Raw genomic sequence first — 16,167 nt, forward strand, 5'->3', positions numbered from 1 at the left:
ACCCCCCCCCGGGGGGGGCCCCCCGCGCCCCCCCCCACGACGCCTCGACAGGAAAGGAGGACGGCGTGGAGATCCTGCGCGTCTTCAACAACAACGTCGTCCTCGCCCGCAATGACACCGGCGGAGAGGTCATCCTCACCGGCCGCGGCCTGGGCTTCCAGGCGAAGCCCGGGCAGAAGGTCGACGAGACCAAGGTGGTGCGGGTCTTCGTCCCTGACGACGGGCGCGACGCGGACAATTTCGGGGCCCTGGTGGCCGCGATCCCGCCGGAGCACCTGCTGCTGGCCGATCAGGCCCTGGGAATCGCCCGCGCCGACATGGCCGCCCCGCTGAGCTCCACCACGGTGGTGGGCCTGGCCGACCACCTCAGCTTCGCGATCAAGCGCCTGCGCCAGGGCATCGACATCGAATACCCCCTACGCGCCGAGGTCTCCCACCTCTACCCCGACGAGCTGCGCATCGCCCAGCGGATCCTGGACCACGTCAACACCTGCCTCGAGCATCCCCTGCCGGAGGCCGAAGCGGTCCCGATCGCTCTGCACCTGGTCAACGCCGGCTTCGCCACCGGTGACCTGTCGTTCACCTACCAGATGACCGGGGTGTTCACCCAGCTGTTCGAGGTCCTCGAGCAGGCCTACGGCCGGCCCCTCGATCGCAACACCATCAACGCCGCCCGGTTCATCACCCACCTGCGCTACTTCTTCGTCCGCGCCCACACGGGCAGCCAACTGGACGAGGGCGCCACCCGGCTCAGTGTGGCCATCCGAGAGGCCTACCCGGCAGCCTTCGGCACCGCGCTGAAGCTCCAAGCGGTGCTCGAGCTGCGGCTGGAGGAACCTCTCACCGAGGACGAGGTCACCTATCTGACCCTGCACGTCGCCCGGATGGTCGACGACCTCCGCGTCCGATAGCGCCGCCGCCACGTCACCGCACGAGACCCTCACCGCATGGGCCGCTGTCCGAGCTACCCTGCCCGCAGTCGATCGGCTTGATTTCCAGGCAGCCTGGAGTGGCTGCCTGCGGTGTGCCATGGGGTCGCTCCATACCAACGCGTGCGGTAACCGGGACCCATAGCTCCCCGTCAGGACGTCACAGGAATGAGCACTCAGCCGGTGACGAGTCCGTGACGCACGAAGGCGTTCCACACCCCGTCCGCGCGCACGCTGGTCGTGGTCTCATCGGCCAGTGTCTTGAGTTCCGGTGCCGCGTTGCCCATCGCGATGCCGGTGCCACACACCTGGAACATCTCTACGTCGTTCCAGCTGTCGCCGATGCCGATGGCCACCGACCGGTCGAGACTGAGGTGGTCAAGCACCGATGCGATGGCGGAGCCCTTGGTGGTGCCGCGCATCCCGATCTCGCCGTTGGACCCTCCGGGCAGCGGCATGCTGCCGGGCACGATGTGGAACTGGTCGCCGAGCTCGTCCTGGGCGCGCGCGACCGTGTCCACCGCTTCTCCCAGGAACACCGCTTTCGCGACACGGTCGAGGTCGATCTCGGTCAGATCCCGAGACTGCGGCACGCCCTGCGGCGCGGTCTGCGGTTCGTCGGACTCACCGTGGGCGCTCTTCCAACGGCGCATCATCACATCGAACTTCCTCTGCACCTGCGGTGAGGCGTGCACGGCGGCATCGGTCTGCAGGAAGAAGAGCAGGCCGCGGTCCTGGAAGTAGGCAACGAGCCGTTGCACCGCCTCGCGCGGCATGGTCGCAGCCACGACGGTCTCATCCCCACTGGTGGCATACGCGCCACCGTTGGTCACCGCACCATCAAAGCCAATCGCAGTCACCCCAGCCGGAATCGCTCCGGCCGCACGCCCGGTGCACAGGTACACAAGGTGCCCCGCAGCCCGCGCACCCCGGATCGCCGCAACGGTCGACGGGGCGACACTCTTGCCGTGGTCGAGGATCGTCCCGTCGACGTCAAGGAAGGCGATTCGGGGGGATGTCACGGTACTACTCCTTCACGCCACCGGAGGGGACGGGGTGGTGGCCCAGCCATCATATTCGGCGCTACGGGCGGCACAGCGGCAACTTGGTTAGCCACAGCCAGGGCGCGGGTGCTGAGCACTTAAGGGTGACACCTGCTCGTGCATCAGTCCCGAGCACTCGTGGCTCGTTGGCCGCTATCTCGCCATATGTAAAGGAGGGGACGAAACCCACTCTTATCCCCGTTGTCTACGGTACAACCCGTGATTATTCGGTCAGCCTCAAGAAGGCGGTCGTGTCCCCAACCCTGGACGCGCGGTGGCTGAGAGTGAAGCTCTTCTGCCGCTTGCAGGTCGCATGACCTGAACGTGCAAACCCTGCAAACCCCTGGTTCACCTGCCACGACGCGAGTACCGTGGGAGGAGGTCAAGAAGGTGGCCATGAGACAGATTGCATGCGATGAAGGATGCTCTCATGGACCACAAGCTCTCCGTGCTCGTCCAGGTCGACCTCGACGGTGCCTATGTGCGCCTGGTCGTCACCGGGTGCCTGACCGAGGCGAATCAGCACGTCCTGTATCCAATGGTGCGTCGTGCCCGGGCGCTAATGCCCCCGGTGACGGTCAGCGTCGATCTCACCGCCGCCGGCCATGTCGAGGCGATCGCGGTTGACCTGTTGCGCTGGGCAATCGACCACAACGAGACCCTGGACGGGGTCAGCCCGGTGGAACTACTGATCCCCAACGGCTTGCCCGCCCACCAACACACCCTGCGTCCTGACCCACGCCGTCTGGAGGCCTCGGGACGACCCTGAGCACCCCACCCGCCCCTACGTCATTTAATAAGCACACTTTTCTTTTCGGGTGGTGCTCACTAGCGTGGGAAACAGGGTCGGTGCCCGAGGACGCGGGCTCCCGCGCCACCGCCGGCCACAGCAGCCGACGACGGAGGTCAGCATGTTCTTGCACCAGCAGAAGCTCCAGTACAAGTCCACCCCTCAGGCCCCGGACGCGGTCTACGCGCGCAAGCTCCAGGAGGTGATCGGCGGCCAGTACGGGGAGATCACCGTGGCCATGCAGTACAGCTTCCAGGCCTGGAACGCCCACATCCCGGGCAAGTACCGGGACCTGCTCTTCGGCACCGCCGCCGAGGAGTTCGGCCACATCGAGATGCTGGCCACGATGGTCGCCCAGCTGCTGGAGAAGGCCCCGCTGGGCATCACCGAGGACGCGATCCAGTCCGACCCGGCGGTGGCGGCCGTGATCGGCGGCACCGACCTGCAGCACGCCATCGTGGCCGGGGCCGGAGCGCGGCCGGTGGACTCCATGGGCAACCCCTGGTCCGGGTCCTACGTCACCGCCTCCGGGAACCTGCTGGCGGACATGACCGCCAACGTCAACGCCGAGATGCAGGGCCGCACCCAGGTCGCGAGGCTCTACCACATGACCGACGACAAGGGGATCCGGGACATGCTCTCGTTCCTGCTGGCCCGGGACACGATGCACCAGAACCAGTGGATGGCCGCGGTCAAGGAGCTGCAGGCCGAGGGCCTGGAGCAGATGCCGGTGCCCTCGAACTTCCCGCAGGCCAAGGAGGCCACCGAGTTCTCCTACGACTACTACAACTTCTCCGACGGTACTACCGCCGCCGAAGGCTCCTGGGCGTCCGGGCCGACCCCGGACGGCAACGGGCAGTTCGGCTACCAGGACCAGCCCATGGCCGGGGTGCCGATGCCCCCGCCCACCCACCCCGACGCCCGGTTCTACGGCACCACCGAGGTCCCCAACCGGGTCGAGAAGGCCGCCGGCACCATCCAGGACAAGCTCAAGAAGGAATGACCCCACCGGTCCACCGCACAACCCTGCACCACCCCGAGGAGATGAGCGATCATGACCACCCCAGCCGCTCGACCCGACGACCGCACGACCCGCCGCTCACCGGTCCGGACGGCGGCCCTGCTCTACGGGGTCGTCTTCCTGCTCGTGGGCGCGGCCGGATTCATTCCAGGCATCACCACGAACTACGACCAGCTCATGGTCGCCGGCCACGAGTCCGAGGCCATGCTCATGGGGATCTTCCAGGTCTCGATCCTGCACAACCTCGTCCACCTGCTCTACGGCATCGCCGGCGTCGCCCTGGCTCGCAGCATCTCGGGGGCGCGGAACTTCCTGCGCTGGGGCGGTGCCGTGTACCTGCTGCTGTCGCTCTACGGCCTGCTCATCGATAAGGAGTCCAGCGCCAACTTCGTGCCCCTGAACTCCGCCGACGACTGGCTGCACCTGTTCCTTGGCGTGACGATGGTCGGGCTGTCCTTCCTGGACCGCAACATCCACGACCGGGCCGCCGGCCGGGCCCGCACCTGAGGTCCGCGGCCGGGCACATTTCGTGTCCGTGATCTGTGGGAAGCGGCTCCCTGCCGATGGTGGGGAGCCGCTTTTCATGGGTCCGGCAGCCGGACTCCGCCGGGGGTAGAGCCAGGGTGCAGGAGTACGGTCAAGAGAAGACGTAATCGACGTCGGCGAAGTCGTCGGCTGCGAGGACGTAGAACACGCGCAGCACTGCGACACCGGTGCTCCTGGCGCCGTGCTCGCGGCCGCCCGGGACGAAGACGTTGGACCCGGATCGGATCGGGTGATCGATGCCCTCGAGGGTGACCATGTCCTCTCCGGAGAGGACGTAGCAGGTCTCAGCCTGGTCGTGACGGTGCAGGGTGAGGAACCCGCCCGCAGGCAGCTCGGCCACACCGGTGACCAGGGTGTCACTGGGCGTCGCGTCGGCGGAGAACAGGGTGCGCCAGGTGAGGAGTCCCCGCTCGTCGTGCCAGCCCTCGTCGGGGCGGTCGTCGTCCCGGAGCACCAGGAGTCGTTGACTGCGGCAGTGTCAATGGCCATGACCTCAGTACACGCCCGGGATCTTCGGCCTATCCTTCAACTGCCCGCGAAGTTTCCCCGAAATCTTCGGGCAGTGTCCAGGAGCGGCCCGGGAATCGTCTTCCATCGACTGGTAAGGCCGGATCGGCCGCGGCGTCCTCCCCCACGCTCACCACTGGTTCCTCGCCCGCCTGGGGTCGGTGCTCACCGGCAGCAGCGGCTTCCGGCCACGCAGTCGCCGGCGCAGGGCGACCCGGGAGTGCCCGGCGGTGCACAGCCGGGAACCGGCGTAAGACACCCCACCGCACGCCCGGAGGGCCACGGCCACCCACACGCACACCGACCGCTCCAGCACCCACAGCGGAGCCCACAGCACCGTGTCGGCCGGAAAAACTCGGGTGCCGCCGGCCCGGCGTCGACCGAACTCGGCCACCCCACACACGGCGAGGACCCCTGCCACCAAACCACCCGGGCGCCGCGCACCCCGGCACATCAGGGGCAGCAGGGACAGCTCGGCGAGCAGACGAGAAGGTTGGGCGAAATCGTCGAAGGCCTGGCGGACGCGCTGGTCGCAGAAGTGGGACACGGTGGGCGGCACCCGGCCCACGAGCACGTCCAGGGCCACCTTTTCCCGCCCACCGGCCGCGCGCACGGTACGGACGAGTTCGAGGTTCTCGAACAGGACGTCACCGTCGTAGCCGCCGGCGGCGAGCAGGGCCGATCGGCGCACCCCGAGGGTGCCGGGCCAGTCCCCACCCAGGGCCCGGTTGAGCAGGACACGCCCGGAGTCCCACCGGGCCTGCCAGGGCAGCTGCAAGTAGTAGTTCTGCGGGCGGACTACCTCGGCCTCCCCCAGGAGCTCCACGATCCGCTCCAGGGTGGCCCGGGTGTGGCGCACGTCGTCGTCGGCCACCACGATCCGCTCCTCGGCCGCACGGCGCACCCCGGTCATCACCCCCGCCACCTTGCCATTGGCGCCCGGCCACGGCTGTGGTCGAACGTGCTCGACCGCCTCGGGAAGCGCGCGACGATGGGCGGCGAACAGCTCCTCAGTGGAGCCGTCGACGACCGTGACGGGCAACCACGTCACGACCTCGGCCAGGTAGCGGGCGAGCCCGTCCAGGTCGGCGTCATCGGTCCACTTCAGCGGCAGGACGTAGCGGGCGTCGGCCAGAGAGCCGGAAACGGAGGGGTCCGTGACGGGGCGTCCAGGAGTTGCCTCGACCAAGGCTTCGTCACGGCGGCCGGACTCGGTCTTCACGAGCACTGTGTGGTCCACAGGATCATCCTTCATCGACAGCTGCGCACTGCGGGCCAGCTGCTCGACCACCCTTCACCCTAGTCACACGCATCCCCGGCAGGCCAAGCATTTTGCGGAAAATGGCTCCTACGACCACCCGAGGCACCTTCCCGAGGCGACGGCCGACAGCGCCCCGAGAACCGCACGGCGACATGGCTTCACCACGGACGTTCTCAGCCCGGTCGCTGATGCCCCACGACAGGAAGTCAGTGGCCCGTCGGGCGGGTGGAAGGGTCCTCACCCCGGCGCATCACCGGCAGGTGCTCGACCCGGTGGGCGAGTCCGGCCAGCCCCGCGCTCACCCGGCGCAGCCCGGGACCCACCCGCTCCGGGCCACGGAGTACCGCACCGTCCACGAGGTCCCGGACCCGGTCGAGCACCGACAGCGGAACGGCCGCCACCACGTTGCCCGGCGGGCGCCGGGCCACCACCGGGTGGGCGCGGGTGGGCGCGGTGCGCCGGACCACCTCCCAGGCCAACCCGAGTCCGCGCAGCCGTGCCCGGCTCAGGATCGCCTGCAGCCGCGGGAGCAGGACGTCCTCCTCATCGCGCACGTCCTCCCGCAGCACCTCCACCAGCCGGGCCAGCACCGGCTCCCGTGCCGGGTCGTCCGCCTCCAGGGCTTCCAGGGCGGTGACGAGCTCGTTGACTTCCTGGTGCTCACGCTCCACTTCCAGCGTCAGCTCGTGACCGTCCGGCAGGACCCGGCGCATCATCGGCCACAGCACGGACTCCTCGGCGAAGGCATGCGGGAACACCAGCCGATAGATCCGCAACAGCACCTGGCCCTGAGCCGCACCGGTCGTGCCGGCGAGGTCCTCCAGCAGATCCTCCAATTTGACGTGGTCCCGTCTCTGCCGGGTCAGCACGCTCAACCGTCCCCCGAGCTCGTCAACCTTCTGTTCAGCGATGGATCTCATCATGCCGACCTTTCCGGAAGAGCCCGTTCCAGGGCGACCTCATCAGGACAGTCGTGCTCCTATGGGCGGACGCACGACGCCGAACACGTCGCACCATGGTGGCGTTCCTGCCCACGACCGCCCCCTCCACGACATAGTAAGTGTACTTAGGCAGATGTCCCCGCCCAGTTATTAACGGCCGTCCGTGCTTCTAGCCCTGTCCACATAGGAACCCCTACCGCAGCACGGCCCGCCGCTAACCGGCCATATGTAAAGCCCTTGGTTCAACGGCCCAGGCTCAACTTGCTTTCGCGGTGTGCGGCGGTGGTGCGGTACTGCCGCGGCGTCAGCCCGTAGACCTCGTGGAAGATGCGGGAGAAGTTGGAAGGGTTGATGAGGCCCCATCGGGCGGCGATACCGGAGATCGTCCAGTCGCGGTACTGGGGATCAGCCAGATCGCGACGGCAACGCTCCAGGCGGCGCGCTCGGATCCACTCGTTGACGGTAGTGCCTTCAGCCTCGAACAGTTTGTGCAGGTAGCGCACGGAGATGTGCTGGGCCTCAGCCAGCTTCGCCGGCCCGAGTTCGGAGTCGCTCAGATGGTCTTCGGCGCAGGACTGCACCTGGGCGAGCAGCGACGCGGCACGGGAGGTCTCCAGGGACGGTCGGTGCTCTTCGAGGGTCTCGGTGAAACAGGCGGAGAGAACATCGAGCACAGCATCGTCCAGGAATGGACCGACCCGCCCGGGGCCGATGAGGGTCTTGCGGCCCAGGCCGGCGAGGAAGGGGGCGGCTAGTGCTCCGGCTCCCTCGCGGCCGGCGATGCGGCGGGCGGTGACATGGCGCATGGCGTCGGCAGTGACCCGCAACAGGGGGCGAGGAAACATGGCCACCAGGACGCGGAAGTCCTCGTCGTAGACGAGCTCGAAGGGGCGCGTGGTGTCGTAGACCGTGAGGTCTCCAGGGGTAAGCAGGGCCTCTCGGCCGTCCTGGCGCACGATGCCTGTGCCGGCCACCTGGAGGCTGACTTTGTAGAAATCGTGGTCACCGGCGTCGATCGACCCTCGAGTGCGCAGGACACGATGGGGCATGGCGGCGACCTCTGAGAGGACGACGGCCCCTAGCGTGGCCGTGGCCATGCTGGCCTGAAACTCCGTGGCGCCATGCGCATCGACCTGCAGGGGACCGAACTCACCGGTGACTGCGCTTTGGAAAGTACGTGAAGAGCCGAAGTTCTCAGCCCGTGGAGCCGGTATCAGCTCAGTCATAGCGCTCCTCGTGCCGGCGCCGGAACGTTCAAGGGCGCTCCGTGCGCCAGGTACCTAATTCAACCATCGGCCACCCATGATCAGCCACCCCTGTGTGACCGTCAACACAGACTGTGCACTGGGTGACACATGTAGTTCCTCCAGGGGCAAGACCACTCGGCCTTTGAGGCGAATACTCAATGGCAATCCATCGTGGACCGCTTCACCCCGCCAGTTGGCGCCGGCTCCGGCGCCGGCGCGCCACCACTTCCGACTGACCAGGGGATTCATCATGTCTTCACCGGCCGCATCCGGCACCAACGCCGAGGCCCATCTTGTGCCGGATCAACACTCTGGCTCCGAGCTGCACGCCCGCCTTTCCTGGAAGGACGCCTTCGCGATGGCCATGGCCGTCTCCGGCGGCCTCTACGTCTCCTTCGGCGCCACCGTGGCGGTGGTCGGAGGCCTCTCGGCCATGGCGCTGTGGGCCTTCGCGGCGCTGATCGGCTGGGTGCAGAACAGCCTGTTCGCCGAGATGGCCTCGATCTTCCCGGACAAGCCCGGCGGGGTGCCGATCTACGCCCACGAGGCCTGGCGGGAACGCTTCGCCCCGGCCGGGGCCCTGGCCACCTTCGGCTACTGGTTCGGCTGGTCGGCGGTGATCTCCATCGTGAGCATCACCGCCGGGGCCATCATCGCCGCCCGCTGGTTGCCCGAGGCCACCTGGGCGCTGAACCTGGGGGTCGCCCAGGTGGGGCCGGCCCAGCTGATCGGTATCGTGCTGATCCTGCTCATCATGGTGCCCAACCTCTTCGGCGCCCAGCCGGCCGCTTGGGTGAACAAGGTGATCGGGGTGCTGCTGCTGGCCTCCTTCGCCGTGTTCATCGCCGCCCCTCTCGTCTCGGGGCAGTGGCAGGCCCCGAACCTCACCTGGGGCCTGGGCGATCTGGCCACCGACCCCTGGGCCACGATCCAGCTGGCCCTGGTCTGGCTGTATCTGATCGGCTGGACCGCCTACGGCACCGAGATGTGCGCGGCCTTCATGCCCGAGTACCGGTCGAAGAAGGACGGCAAGAAGGCGCTGTTCACCTCCGGTGCCTACACCTTCGGGATCTTCCTGCTCGTGCCCTTCGGCGTCGGCGGGCTCGTCACCCAGCAGGAGGCCGCGGCGGATCCGGCCGGGATGTTCGTCACCGCCTTCACCCGCGTGCTTCCCGCCGGGCCCCTGGCCGACGTGATGCTCCTGGCCATCCTGGCCGCCCTGCTCATGGGCGTGAACGCCTCCATGGCCGACGGCTCCCGCGCCCTCTACGGGGCCGCCCTGGACGGACTGGCCCCGAGACAGCTCGAGAAGACCAACCGCCACGGCGTCCCGGCCCGGGCGATCTACGCCGCGGTGGTGATGAACATCGTGCTCGTCGTCCTCATCTCCAACCCGATCTCCATCCTGGTCGCGGCCAACCTGGGCTACCTGTTGGCGATCCTGCTGGCCCTGGCCGGCTTCCTCGTCCTGCGCCTCGACCACCCCGAGTACGACCGGCCCTTCCGGGTGGGCCGCTACGCGGTGCCCCTGGCGGCGGTCCTGGTCGTCTACACCGCAATCGTGCTCGTCGTCGGAGCACTGTCCAGTGAACTCACCGGCTACGGCGGGCCGAAAGAACTGGCCATCGGCGTCGGCATCCTCGCCCTGTCGCTGGTGCTCTACGTCTACCGCCGCCGCGTCCAGGAACGCCTTCCACTGCTGCGCGACCCCCGACCCACCTCGTCGGCCGTTGCGGTTGCTGACCACCGCTGACCCGAACCCTTCTGTCCGTCTCCATCGACACCCGCACTGAAAGGAACCACCACCATGTCCGAGGTCCTCTCCGCCGTTTTCCACGCCGACACCGCCACCACCGCTCCCGAACCCTTCGAGGTCGGCACCGTCCGCTGGCTGCGCAAACCCGGCCAGGGCGGACGCGAGGCCCTGTCGGCCGGGATCTGGGAGATCACTCCCGAGCAGGCCCCCGAGGCCTTCGACCTGCCCATCCACCAGGACGAGAGCATCTACATCGTCTCCGGCCACCTGCGCATCGCCGTCCAGGGCGGGGACACCTTCGATCTCACTGCCGGGTCCATGGCTTCCTTCACCGAAGGCGCGATGACCCGCTGGCAGGTCCTAGAACCCACCGTCGAGTTCTTCGTCTACAGCTGAGCCGGCGGCGCGCTACGTGCGTGCCGCACCGACTGCAGTCCCATTCTTGATCCCCTCCGAAGGAGTTCTTTCCATGACCACCGACAATTCGTTCCAGGACTACGTTCCCGTCGACGAGTGGCCCTCCGTGTCCACCATGCTCGACGGCTTCGGGGACCAGACCCTCCCGGCGTCCCCGGCCCTGACCGGCACCAGCGTCTCCTTTCAGGGCGAGGACGGCCGGACCTTCACGATGGTTTTCGGCGACTCCTCCTCCCTGACGTGGACCATCAGCGCCGAGGACAACGAGGAGAGCGTGGAGGCTAGCTACAAGGCCATCGAAGCCCGTCCGGGGATCTTCATCATCGATTTCGTGCACGGTGCGGGCCGGCAGATGCGCGATGTCACCGTGGTCCTGAACCAGAACAGCGGAGCAGCCACCGTTGCCGTCTCCGCACTTCACGAGACGGACGGCGCCGTCAAGGGCAGCACCGAGTTCACCCACGCCCGCCTCGAGGGCACCGAGGCGGCCTTCCACCAGCGTTCCGCCGGGCTGGTGGGCAAGCGGATCTACTACCGCTACAGCGATGTGGAGGCCTACGAGCACATCTACCTCACCCCGGGCACGTTCGTGTGGCACTGCCTGCGCGGTGGGGAGAAGGGACTGGCCGACGTCGACCGGACCCTGGCCTTCGAGGTGGCTGAGGACCTCTATCTCTTCTTCTGGACCGAGCGCGTCATGACCGTGGAGTCGGTGCTGTTGGTGGATCTGCGGGAACAGCGTTCGATCGGGCGGATGTTCGGCTGGGACGACACCACCGACGAACCGCTGGTGCTGCCCTTCAACTCCCGACTCACCGTCATGAACACCACCGAATACCCCCAGGACCACGCCAAGCACTGAACACCCGTTCATCGAGCACATCGCCACATCCTCCCTGGGACCGACAAGGTCGGCCCCGGGGAGCACGCCGAGGAGGCAGACATGATCACACCGGCCCATGAGCCGCCCCGGGTGGCACTGGTCACCGGCGCGGGCAGCGGTATCGGCGCTGCCGCCGCTGAAGCGCTCAGCTCTGCCGGGTGGCAGGTGGTCATCTGCGGGCGGCGGGCCGAGGCGCTGGAAGCGGTAGCCGCAGCGACCGGGGCCGTGCCGCTGATCGCCGACGTGACCGCACCGGAAGTGCCACGTCGCCTCGTCGAGCAGACGGTCGAGCGGTTCGGACACCTGGATGGACTAGTGCTCAACGCCGGAATTGTCCGCCCCGGAACCACCGGAGAGCTCACCGACGAGGACTGGCAGGCTCAGCTGGACACCAACCTCACCGCCCCATTCGCCCTGACCCGGGCGGCGCTGCCGCACTTGATCGAGCGCTCCGGTGCCGTGGTGGGCGTGGCCTCCGTGAGCGCACTGCGCGCCAGCGGGGGGACCGTCGGCTACAACGTCACCAAGGCCGGGCTGAGCATGCTCATGCAGTCAGTGGCGGTGGACCATGGGCCCGCCGGCGTGCGCGCCAATGTGGTCTGCCCAGGGTGGACCCGCACCGAGATGGCCGACGAGGAGATGGCCGAGCTCGGCAAAGAGCGGGGGTTGGACGTGGAGAAGTCCTACGGCCTGGCCACCGCCGTGCTACCCACCCCGAGGCCGGCCGACTCCGCAGAGATCGCCTCGGTCATCACTTGGCTGCTCTCCCCTGGCGCGTCCTACATCAACGGCGCAGTCATTCCCGTTGACGGTGGGCTGACCGCCGTCGACGTCGGCGGACTGTGTTTCGACCCCCGGGTCTCGATCGCCGCCTCCGCACACGGCGCCGACTCCCTCGGACGATAGGAAACCGCTCATGGACCTCCAACTGACCGGACGCGCAGCCATGGTCACCGGCGGCGGATCGGGCATCGGCCTGGCCTGCACCACCGCCCTCCTCACCGAAGGCGCCCGAGTCGTGGTGGTGGACAAGAACCCCGCCGCAGCGGAAACCGTGGAGAACCTGCGGTCCCAGGGCCACCGGGTCGACTTCGTGCCGGCCGACGTGGCCGAGGAGGCAGATGTGCAGCGCGCCGTGCGCGCTGCCCTCGACCTCCACGGCCGCCTCGACACCGTCATCGGGTGCGCCGGCATCTCCGGGCCGGTGGGCACCCCAGCCGCCGAGGTGAGCGTCGAGGACTGGGACCGGGTGATGGCCGTGAACGTGCGAGGCAACTTCCTGCTCGCCAAACATGCCATCCCCGCGATGTCCGGCAGCGAAGTCGCCACCATCGTGCTCCTGGCCTCGGACGCAGCACTGGTGGCCTTCGAGGGCATGACCCCCTACAGCGCCTCCAAAGGCGCGGTGCTCATGCTCACCAAGTCGCTGTCGGTGGACCACCCCTCCGTGCGCGTGAACTGCCTGTGCCCCGGAGTCGTGGACACGCCCATGTCCCGCACCGACCTTTGCCGACCCGACGGCTTCGAAGGCTCCGGGCTGCCGGTCATGCGCCCGGAGCAGCTCGCCCAGCACGCGGCCTTCCTCGCCTCCCCTGTCAGCGCGCCGATCAACGGAACATCGATCGTCTCCGACTTCGGGTACCTCGCCCGCTCGGCCGTTCCCCCCCTGGATTTCACCGACGGACACTCCCCCACCCGAGACCGGATCGGGTAGCGCCCGTGAACAGCGTGCAGCCCACGGTCCGCCCAGGGCACGCCACCCACCCACGACGAGGCCAGTAGCCCTTGTCTGCACCGTCAAGCACCAGCACCCACCGTCCCACCACATGAAAGAGACCACCATGACAGAGACCACCAATGACGTCATCGTCATCGGCGCCGGTTTCGCCGGTCTGACCGCCGCCCGGGAACTGTCCCAACGCGGCCACCAGGTGACCGTGCTCGAGGCCAAGGACCGCATCGGCGGGCGCACCTGGCTCGAGGACCGGATGGGCCGGCCCCTGGAGCTCGGTGGGACCTGGGTGCACTGGATCCAGCCCTTCGTGTGGGCCGAGATGGGTCGCTACGGCATCAAACCTGTCGCCGGGCCCGAGTTCACCACCGGCTACCGCCGCATCGACGGGCAGATCGTCAAGGGCGGCGCCGAGGAGATCCTCGAGCTGATGGACGAGGCCAACACCGCCCTGCTGGCCCGCTCCCGGGAAATCTTCCCGCTGCCCTGGGAGCCGCTGCACAACCCGGCCTGCACCGAGATCGACCACATCACCCTCGCCCAGGCCATCGACGACCTGAACCTGGACCCGCAGGTCCGGGAACTGGTGCGGTCGTTCTGGGCGCTGAACTTCAACGGCCGCCTCGACGAGGCCGCCTACACCCAGGCGCTGCGCTGGGCGGCGATCTCCAACGGGGACTGGAAGCTGATGTTCGAAGCCTGCGCCACCTACAAGATCGCCGGCGGAACGAGAACGCTGATCGAGGCGATCCGCGCCGACACCGAGGTCGACCTGCACCTGAACACCCCGGTCACCGCCGTGGACCAGGCCGAGGGCACTGCGACCGTCATCACCGCCGACGGGACCCGGTTCACCGCCTCCGCCGTCGTCGTGACCTTGCCCCTGGGCGCCCTGGGCTCCGTGGAGTTCACCCCAGCCCTGTCCGCGCCCAAGGTCAAGGCCGCCCAGCGGGGCCAGGCCGGGCGGGGCGCGAAGCTGTGGCTCAAGGTGGCCGGGCGGCAGGAGCGGTTCGTGGCCTTCGCCTCCGCCGAATCGCCGTTGAACTTCGTCCAGGCCGAGTGCTTCGACGCCGATACCACCACCCTGGTCGCGTTCGGCCCCGACGGCACTGCGGTGCCCATCGACGACGTCGCCGCCGCCCAGGCCATGCTCGATCAACTGGTGCCCGGGCTGGAGGTCTTGGAGGTCACCGGCCACAACTGGGTCGACGACGAATACGCCGGGGAGACCTGGCCCATGCACTACGCCGGGCACCTCACCGAGTGCTTCGAGGACCTCCAGCGCCCCGACGGACGGGTTTTCCTCGCCGGGGCCGACTACGCCACCGGCTGGGGCGGATTCATCGACGGCGCCATCGAGAGCGGCCTGACCGCAGCCCGCCGCATCCAGGAACTCCTGACCCAGTCCCGCCCCGCGGAGGCCCAGCTCAGCGCCTGAGTTTCCGCCCCACAGACCGCCGGGGCAGGTTCGCGATCGCCGTCCGGCCTGCCCCGGCCCTTCAACCGCACATCATCGGCCCGATGCACCTACGGCCACCGCAATAGCCGGAGCCTTCGCGGTCCGCGATGTGCTCTATTACCCATGAGGAGACATACCATGACTGCCGAGACCTCTGCCCCGTCCACCTTCTCGAGTGCGGCCGATCTGCTGGCCGTGATTCAGCCCGTCGAGGGCGGGCGCACCCTGCTCGATCCGGCCACCGGGGAGGTCGTGGGTCGGGCCCCCAAGCACACCCTGGCGGATCTGGAGACGGCCGTGTCCACCGCCCGGGCGGCCCAGCCGGGCTGGGCTGCTCGTGGCCACGCCGAACGATCTGGGCTGCTGGTCGCCGCCGCCGACGCGGTCGAGGCCAACGCCGAGGCCCTGGCGGAGCTGCTCTCGCGGGAGCAGGGCAAACCGCTCAACGGCCCCAACGCCCGCTTCGAGGTCGCCTCCTGCGCGGCCTGGCTGCGCGCCACGGCCGCCCTGGAGCTGCAGCCCGAAACCCTCGTCGATGAGGAGGGCACGAAGGCGGAGCTGCACTACCGACCCCTGGGCGTGGTCGGGGCGATCGGGCCGTGGAACTGGCCGATGATGATCCACACCTGGCAGATCGCCCCGTCGCTGCGGATGGGCAACACCGTGGTCGTCAAGCCCTCCGGTTACACCCCGTTGTCGGTGCTAGCCCTGGTGGAGGTCCTCAACCAGGTGCTCCCGGCCGACGTGCTCCAGGTGGTCACCGGCGACCGCGAGATCGGCGAGGCCCTGGTCGCCCACCCGGGAGTGGACAAGATCATGTTCACCGGCTCCACCCCGGCCGGGAAAGCGATCATCCGCTCCTCCGCCGACAACGTGAAGCGCCTGACCATGGAACTCGGCGGCAACGACGCCGGGATCGTGCTGCCCGACGTGGATCCGGCCGCCATCGCCGAGGACCTGTTCTGGGGAGCGTTCCTCAACACCGGCCAGACCTGCGCGGCGCTGAAGCGTCTCTACGTCCACGAAGACGTCTACGACGCCGTCTGCGAGGCCCTCACCGAGGTCGCCTCCCAGATGCCGATGGGCGTGGGCCTGGAGGAGACCAACGTGCTGGGCCCGCTGCAGAACCAGGCCCAGTACGACATCGTCGCCGACCTCGTGGAGAAGGCCAAGGCCGGCGGCGGACGGGTGCTGCTCGGCGGGGAGCCCGAGACCGGCAAACCCGGGTACTTCTACCCCACCACCCTGGTGGCCGATCTGGACAACGACAACCCGCTGGTGGCCGAGGAGCAGTTCGGCCCGGCCCTGCCCATCATCAAGTACACCGACCTCGACGAGGTGATCGGCATGGCCAACGCCCTGGAAGTGGGCCTGGGCGCTTCCGTGTGGTCCGCCGACCCCGCCAGGGCGCGAGAGGTCGCCGCCCGCATCCAGGCCGGCACGGTATGGATCAACAAGCACGGCGCCGTGGACCCCCGCATCCCCTTCGGCGGAGCCAAGCAATCCGGCTACGGCCTGGAGTTCGGCGTCGAAGGCCTCAAGCACCTCGGCGCCCCCCAGATCATCAACGGCTAAGCAGCCCACCCTCACCACCACAGGCGGCGCCGGCACCCCACACGGGGCGCCGGCGCCGCC

16 protein-coding genes are annotated in these 16,167 nt (G+C 68.5%); 11 read left to right on the forward strand and 5 right to left on the reverse strand.

Going from position 1 to position 16,167, the window contains the following annotated elements:
- Positions 1 to 65 precede the first annotated feature (65 nt).
- Complete coding sequence (locus ACFU0Y_RS11070; RefSeq protein ID WP_380214553.1) at positions 66 to 911, forward strand: PRD domain-containing protein; 846 nt, start codon at positions 66 to 68, stop codon at positions 909 to 911.
- A 194-nt stretch (positions 912 to 1,105) separates the two neighbouring features.
- Here ACFU0Y_RS11070 and ACFU0Y_RS11075 read toward each other — a convergent pair whose 3' ends face one another.
- On the reverse strand, positions 1,106 to 1,951 hold the full coding sequence (locus ACFU0Y_RS11075) for a Cof-type HAD-IIB family hydrolase (RefSeq protein WP_380214554.1): 846 nt from the start codon (positions 1,949 to 1,951) through the stop codon (positions 1,106 to 1,108).
- 451 nt (positions 1,952 to 2,402) lie between these two features.
- Between ACFU0Y_RS11075 and ACFU0Y_RS11080 the strand changes: the two genes are divergently transcribed.
- The 3 genes from ACFU0Y_RS11080 (at position 2,403) to ACFU0Y_RS11090 (ending at position 4,290) form a co-directional block, all read left to right on the forward strand.
- A complete protein-coding gene (locus ACFU0Y_RS11080) occupies positions 2,403 to 2,741 on the forward strand; it encodes a hypothetical protein (protein ID WP_380214555.1) in 339 nt (112 codons plus the stop codon).
- Positions 2,742 to 2,883: 142 nt separating this feature from the next.
- Positions 2,884 to 3,765 (forward strand): manganese catalase family protein, encoded by an 882-nt coding sequence (locus ACFU0Y_RS11085; protein ID WP_380214556.1) that lies wholly within the window; start codon positions 2,884 to 2,886, stop codon positions 3,763 to 3,765.
- 51 nt (positions 3,766 to 3,816) lie between these two features.
- Complete coding sequence (locus tag ACFU0Y_RS11090) at positions 3,817 to 4,290, forward strand: DUF4383 domain-containing protein (protein WP_380214557.1); 474 nt, start codon at positions 3,817 to 3,819, stop codon at positions 4,288 to 4,290.
- Between the two features lie 130 nt (positions 4,291 to 4,420).
- Here ACFU0Y_RS11090 and ACFU0Y_RS11095 read toward each other — a convergent pair whose 3' ends face one another.
- The 4 genes from ACFU0Y_RS11095 to ACFU0Y_RS11110 all read right to left on the reverse strand — a co-directional run bounded on the left by ACFU0Y_RS11095 (position 4,421) and on the right by ACFU0Y_RS11110 (position 8,264).
- On the reverse strand, positions 4,421 to 4,783 hold the full coding sequence (locus ACFU0Y_RS11095) for a cupin domain-containing protein (RefSeq protein ID WP_380214558.1): 363 nt from the start codon (positions 4,781 to 4,783) through the stop codon (positions 4,421 to 4,423).
- 183 nt (positions 4,784 to 4,966) lie between these two features.
- Positions 4,967 to 6,076 carry a glycosyltransferase gene (locus tag ACFU0Y_RS11100; protein ID WP_380214559.1) on the reverse strand — a complete coding sequence of 370 codons (1,110 nt, stop codon included), beginning with the start codon at positions 6,074 to 6,076 and terminating at the stop codon, positions 4,967 to 4,969.
- A gap of 227 nt (positions 6,077 to 6,303) precedes the next feature.
- Entirely contained in the window at positions 6,304 to 7,020 is a 717-nt protein-coding gene (locus tag ACFU0Y_RS11105) for a hemerythrin domain-containing protein (protein WP_380214560.1), read from the reverse strand.
- A gap of 260 nt (positions 7,021 to 7,280) precedes the next feature.
- On the reverse strand, positions 7,281 to 8,264 hold the full coding sequence (locus tag ACFU0Y_RS11110; protein ID WP_380214561.1) for a helix-turn-helix domain-containing protein: 984 nt from the start codon (positions 8,262 to 8,264) through the stop codon (positions 7,281 to 7,283).
- A gap of 271 nt (positions 8,265 to 8,535) precedes the next feature.
- On the opposite strand from ACFU0Y_RS11110, the gene ACFU0Y_RS11115 reads away from it, so the two are divergent.
- The 7 genes from ACFU0Y_RS11115 to ACFU0Y_RS11145 all read left to right on the forward strand — a co-directional run bounded on the left by ACFU0Y_RS11115 (position 8,536) and on the right by ACFU0Y_RS11145 (position 16,107).
- Complete coding sequence (locus tag ACFU0Y_RS11115; protein WP_380214562.1) at positions 8,536 to 10,038, forward strand: APC family permease; 1,503 nt, start codon at positions 8,536 to 8,538, stop codon at positions 10,036 to 10,038.
- 54 nt (positions 10,039 to 10,092) lie between these two features.
- The gene (locus tag ACFU0Y_RS11120; protein WP_380214564.1) at positions 10,093 to 10,437 is read left to right on the forward strand and encodes a cupin domain-containing protein; all 345 of its coding nucleotides are present in this window, start codon (positions 10,093 to 10,095) and stop codon (positions 10,435 to 10,437) included.
- 73 nt (positions 10,438 to 10,510) lie between these two features.
- Positions 10,511 to 11,320, forward strand: a complete 810-nt coding sequence (locus ACFU0Y_RS11125) for a MoaF C-terminal domain-containing protein (protein WP_380214565.1) — start codon at positions 10,511 to 10,513, stop codon at positions 11,318 to 11,320.
- An 81-nt stretch (positions 11,321 to 11,401) separates the two neighbouring features.
- Positions 11,402 to 12,247, forward strand: a complete 846-nt coding sequence (locus ACFU0Y_RS11130) for an SDR family NAD(P)-dependent oxidoreductase (protein ID WP_380214566.1) — start codon at positions 11,402 to 11,404, stop codon at positions 12,245 to 12,247.
- Positions 12,248 to 12,257: 10 nt separating this feature from the next.
- Positions 12,258 to 13,055 carry an SDR family NAD(P)-dependent oxidoreductase gene (locus ACFU0Y_RS11135; RefSeq protein WP_380214567.1) on the forward strand — a complete coding sequence of 266 codons (798 nt, stop codon included), beginning with the start codon at positions 12,258 to 12,260 and terminating at the stop codon, positions 13,053 to 13,055.
- A gap of 127 nt (positions 13,056 to 13,182) precedes the next feature.
- The gene (locus ACFU0Y_RS11140; protein WP_380214568.1) at positions 13,183 to 14,511 is read left to right on the forward strand and encodes a flavin monoamine oxidase family protein; all 1,329 of its coding nucleotides are present in this window, start codon (positions 13,183 to 13,185) and stop codon (positions 14,509 to 14,511) included.
- A 159-nt stretch (positions 14,512 to 14,670) separates the two neighbouring features.
- Positions 14,671 to 16,107 carry an aldehyde dehydrogenase family protein gene (locus tag ACFU0Y_RS11145; protein WP_380214569.1) on the forward strand — a complete coding sequence of 479 codons (1,437 nt, stop codon included), beginning with the start codon at positions 14,671 to 14,673 and terminating at the stop codon, positions 16,105 to 16,107.
- The last annotated feature ends 60 nt before the right edge of the window (positions 16,108 to 16,167 follow it).

Source organism: Kocuria sp. NPDC057446, from assembly GCF_042802875.1.
GTDB lineage: Bacteria > Actinomycetota > Actinomycetes > Actinomycetales > Micrococcaceae > Kocuria.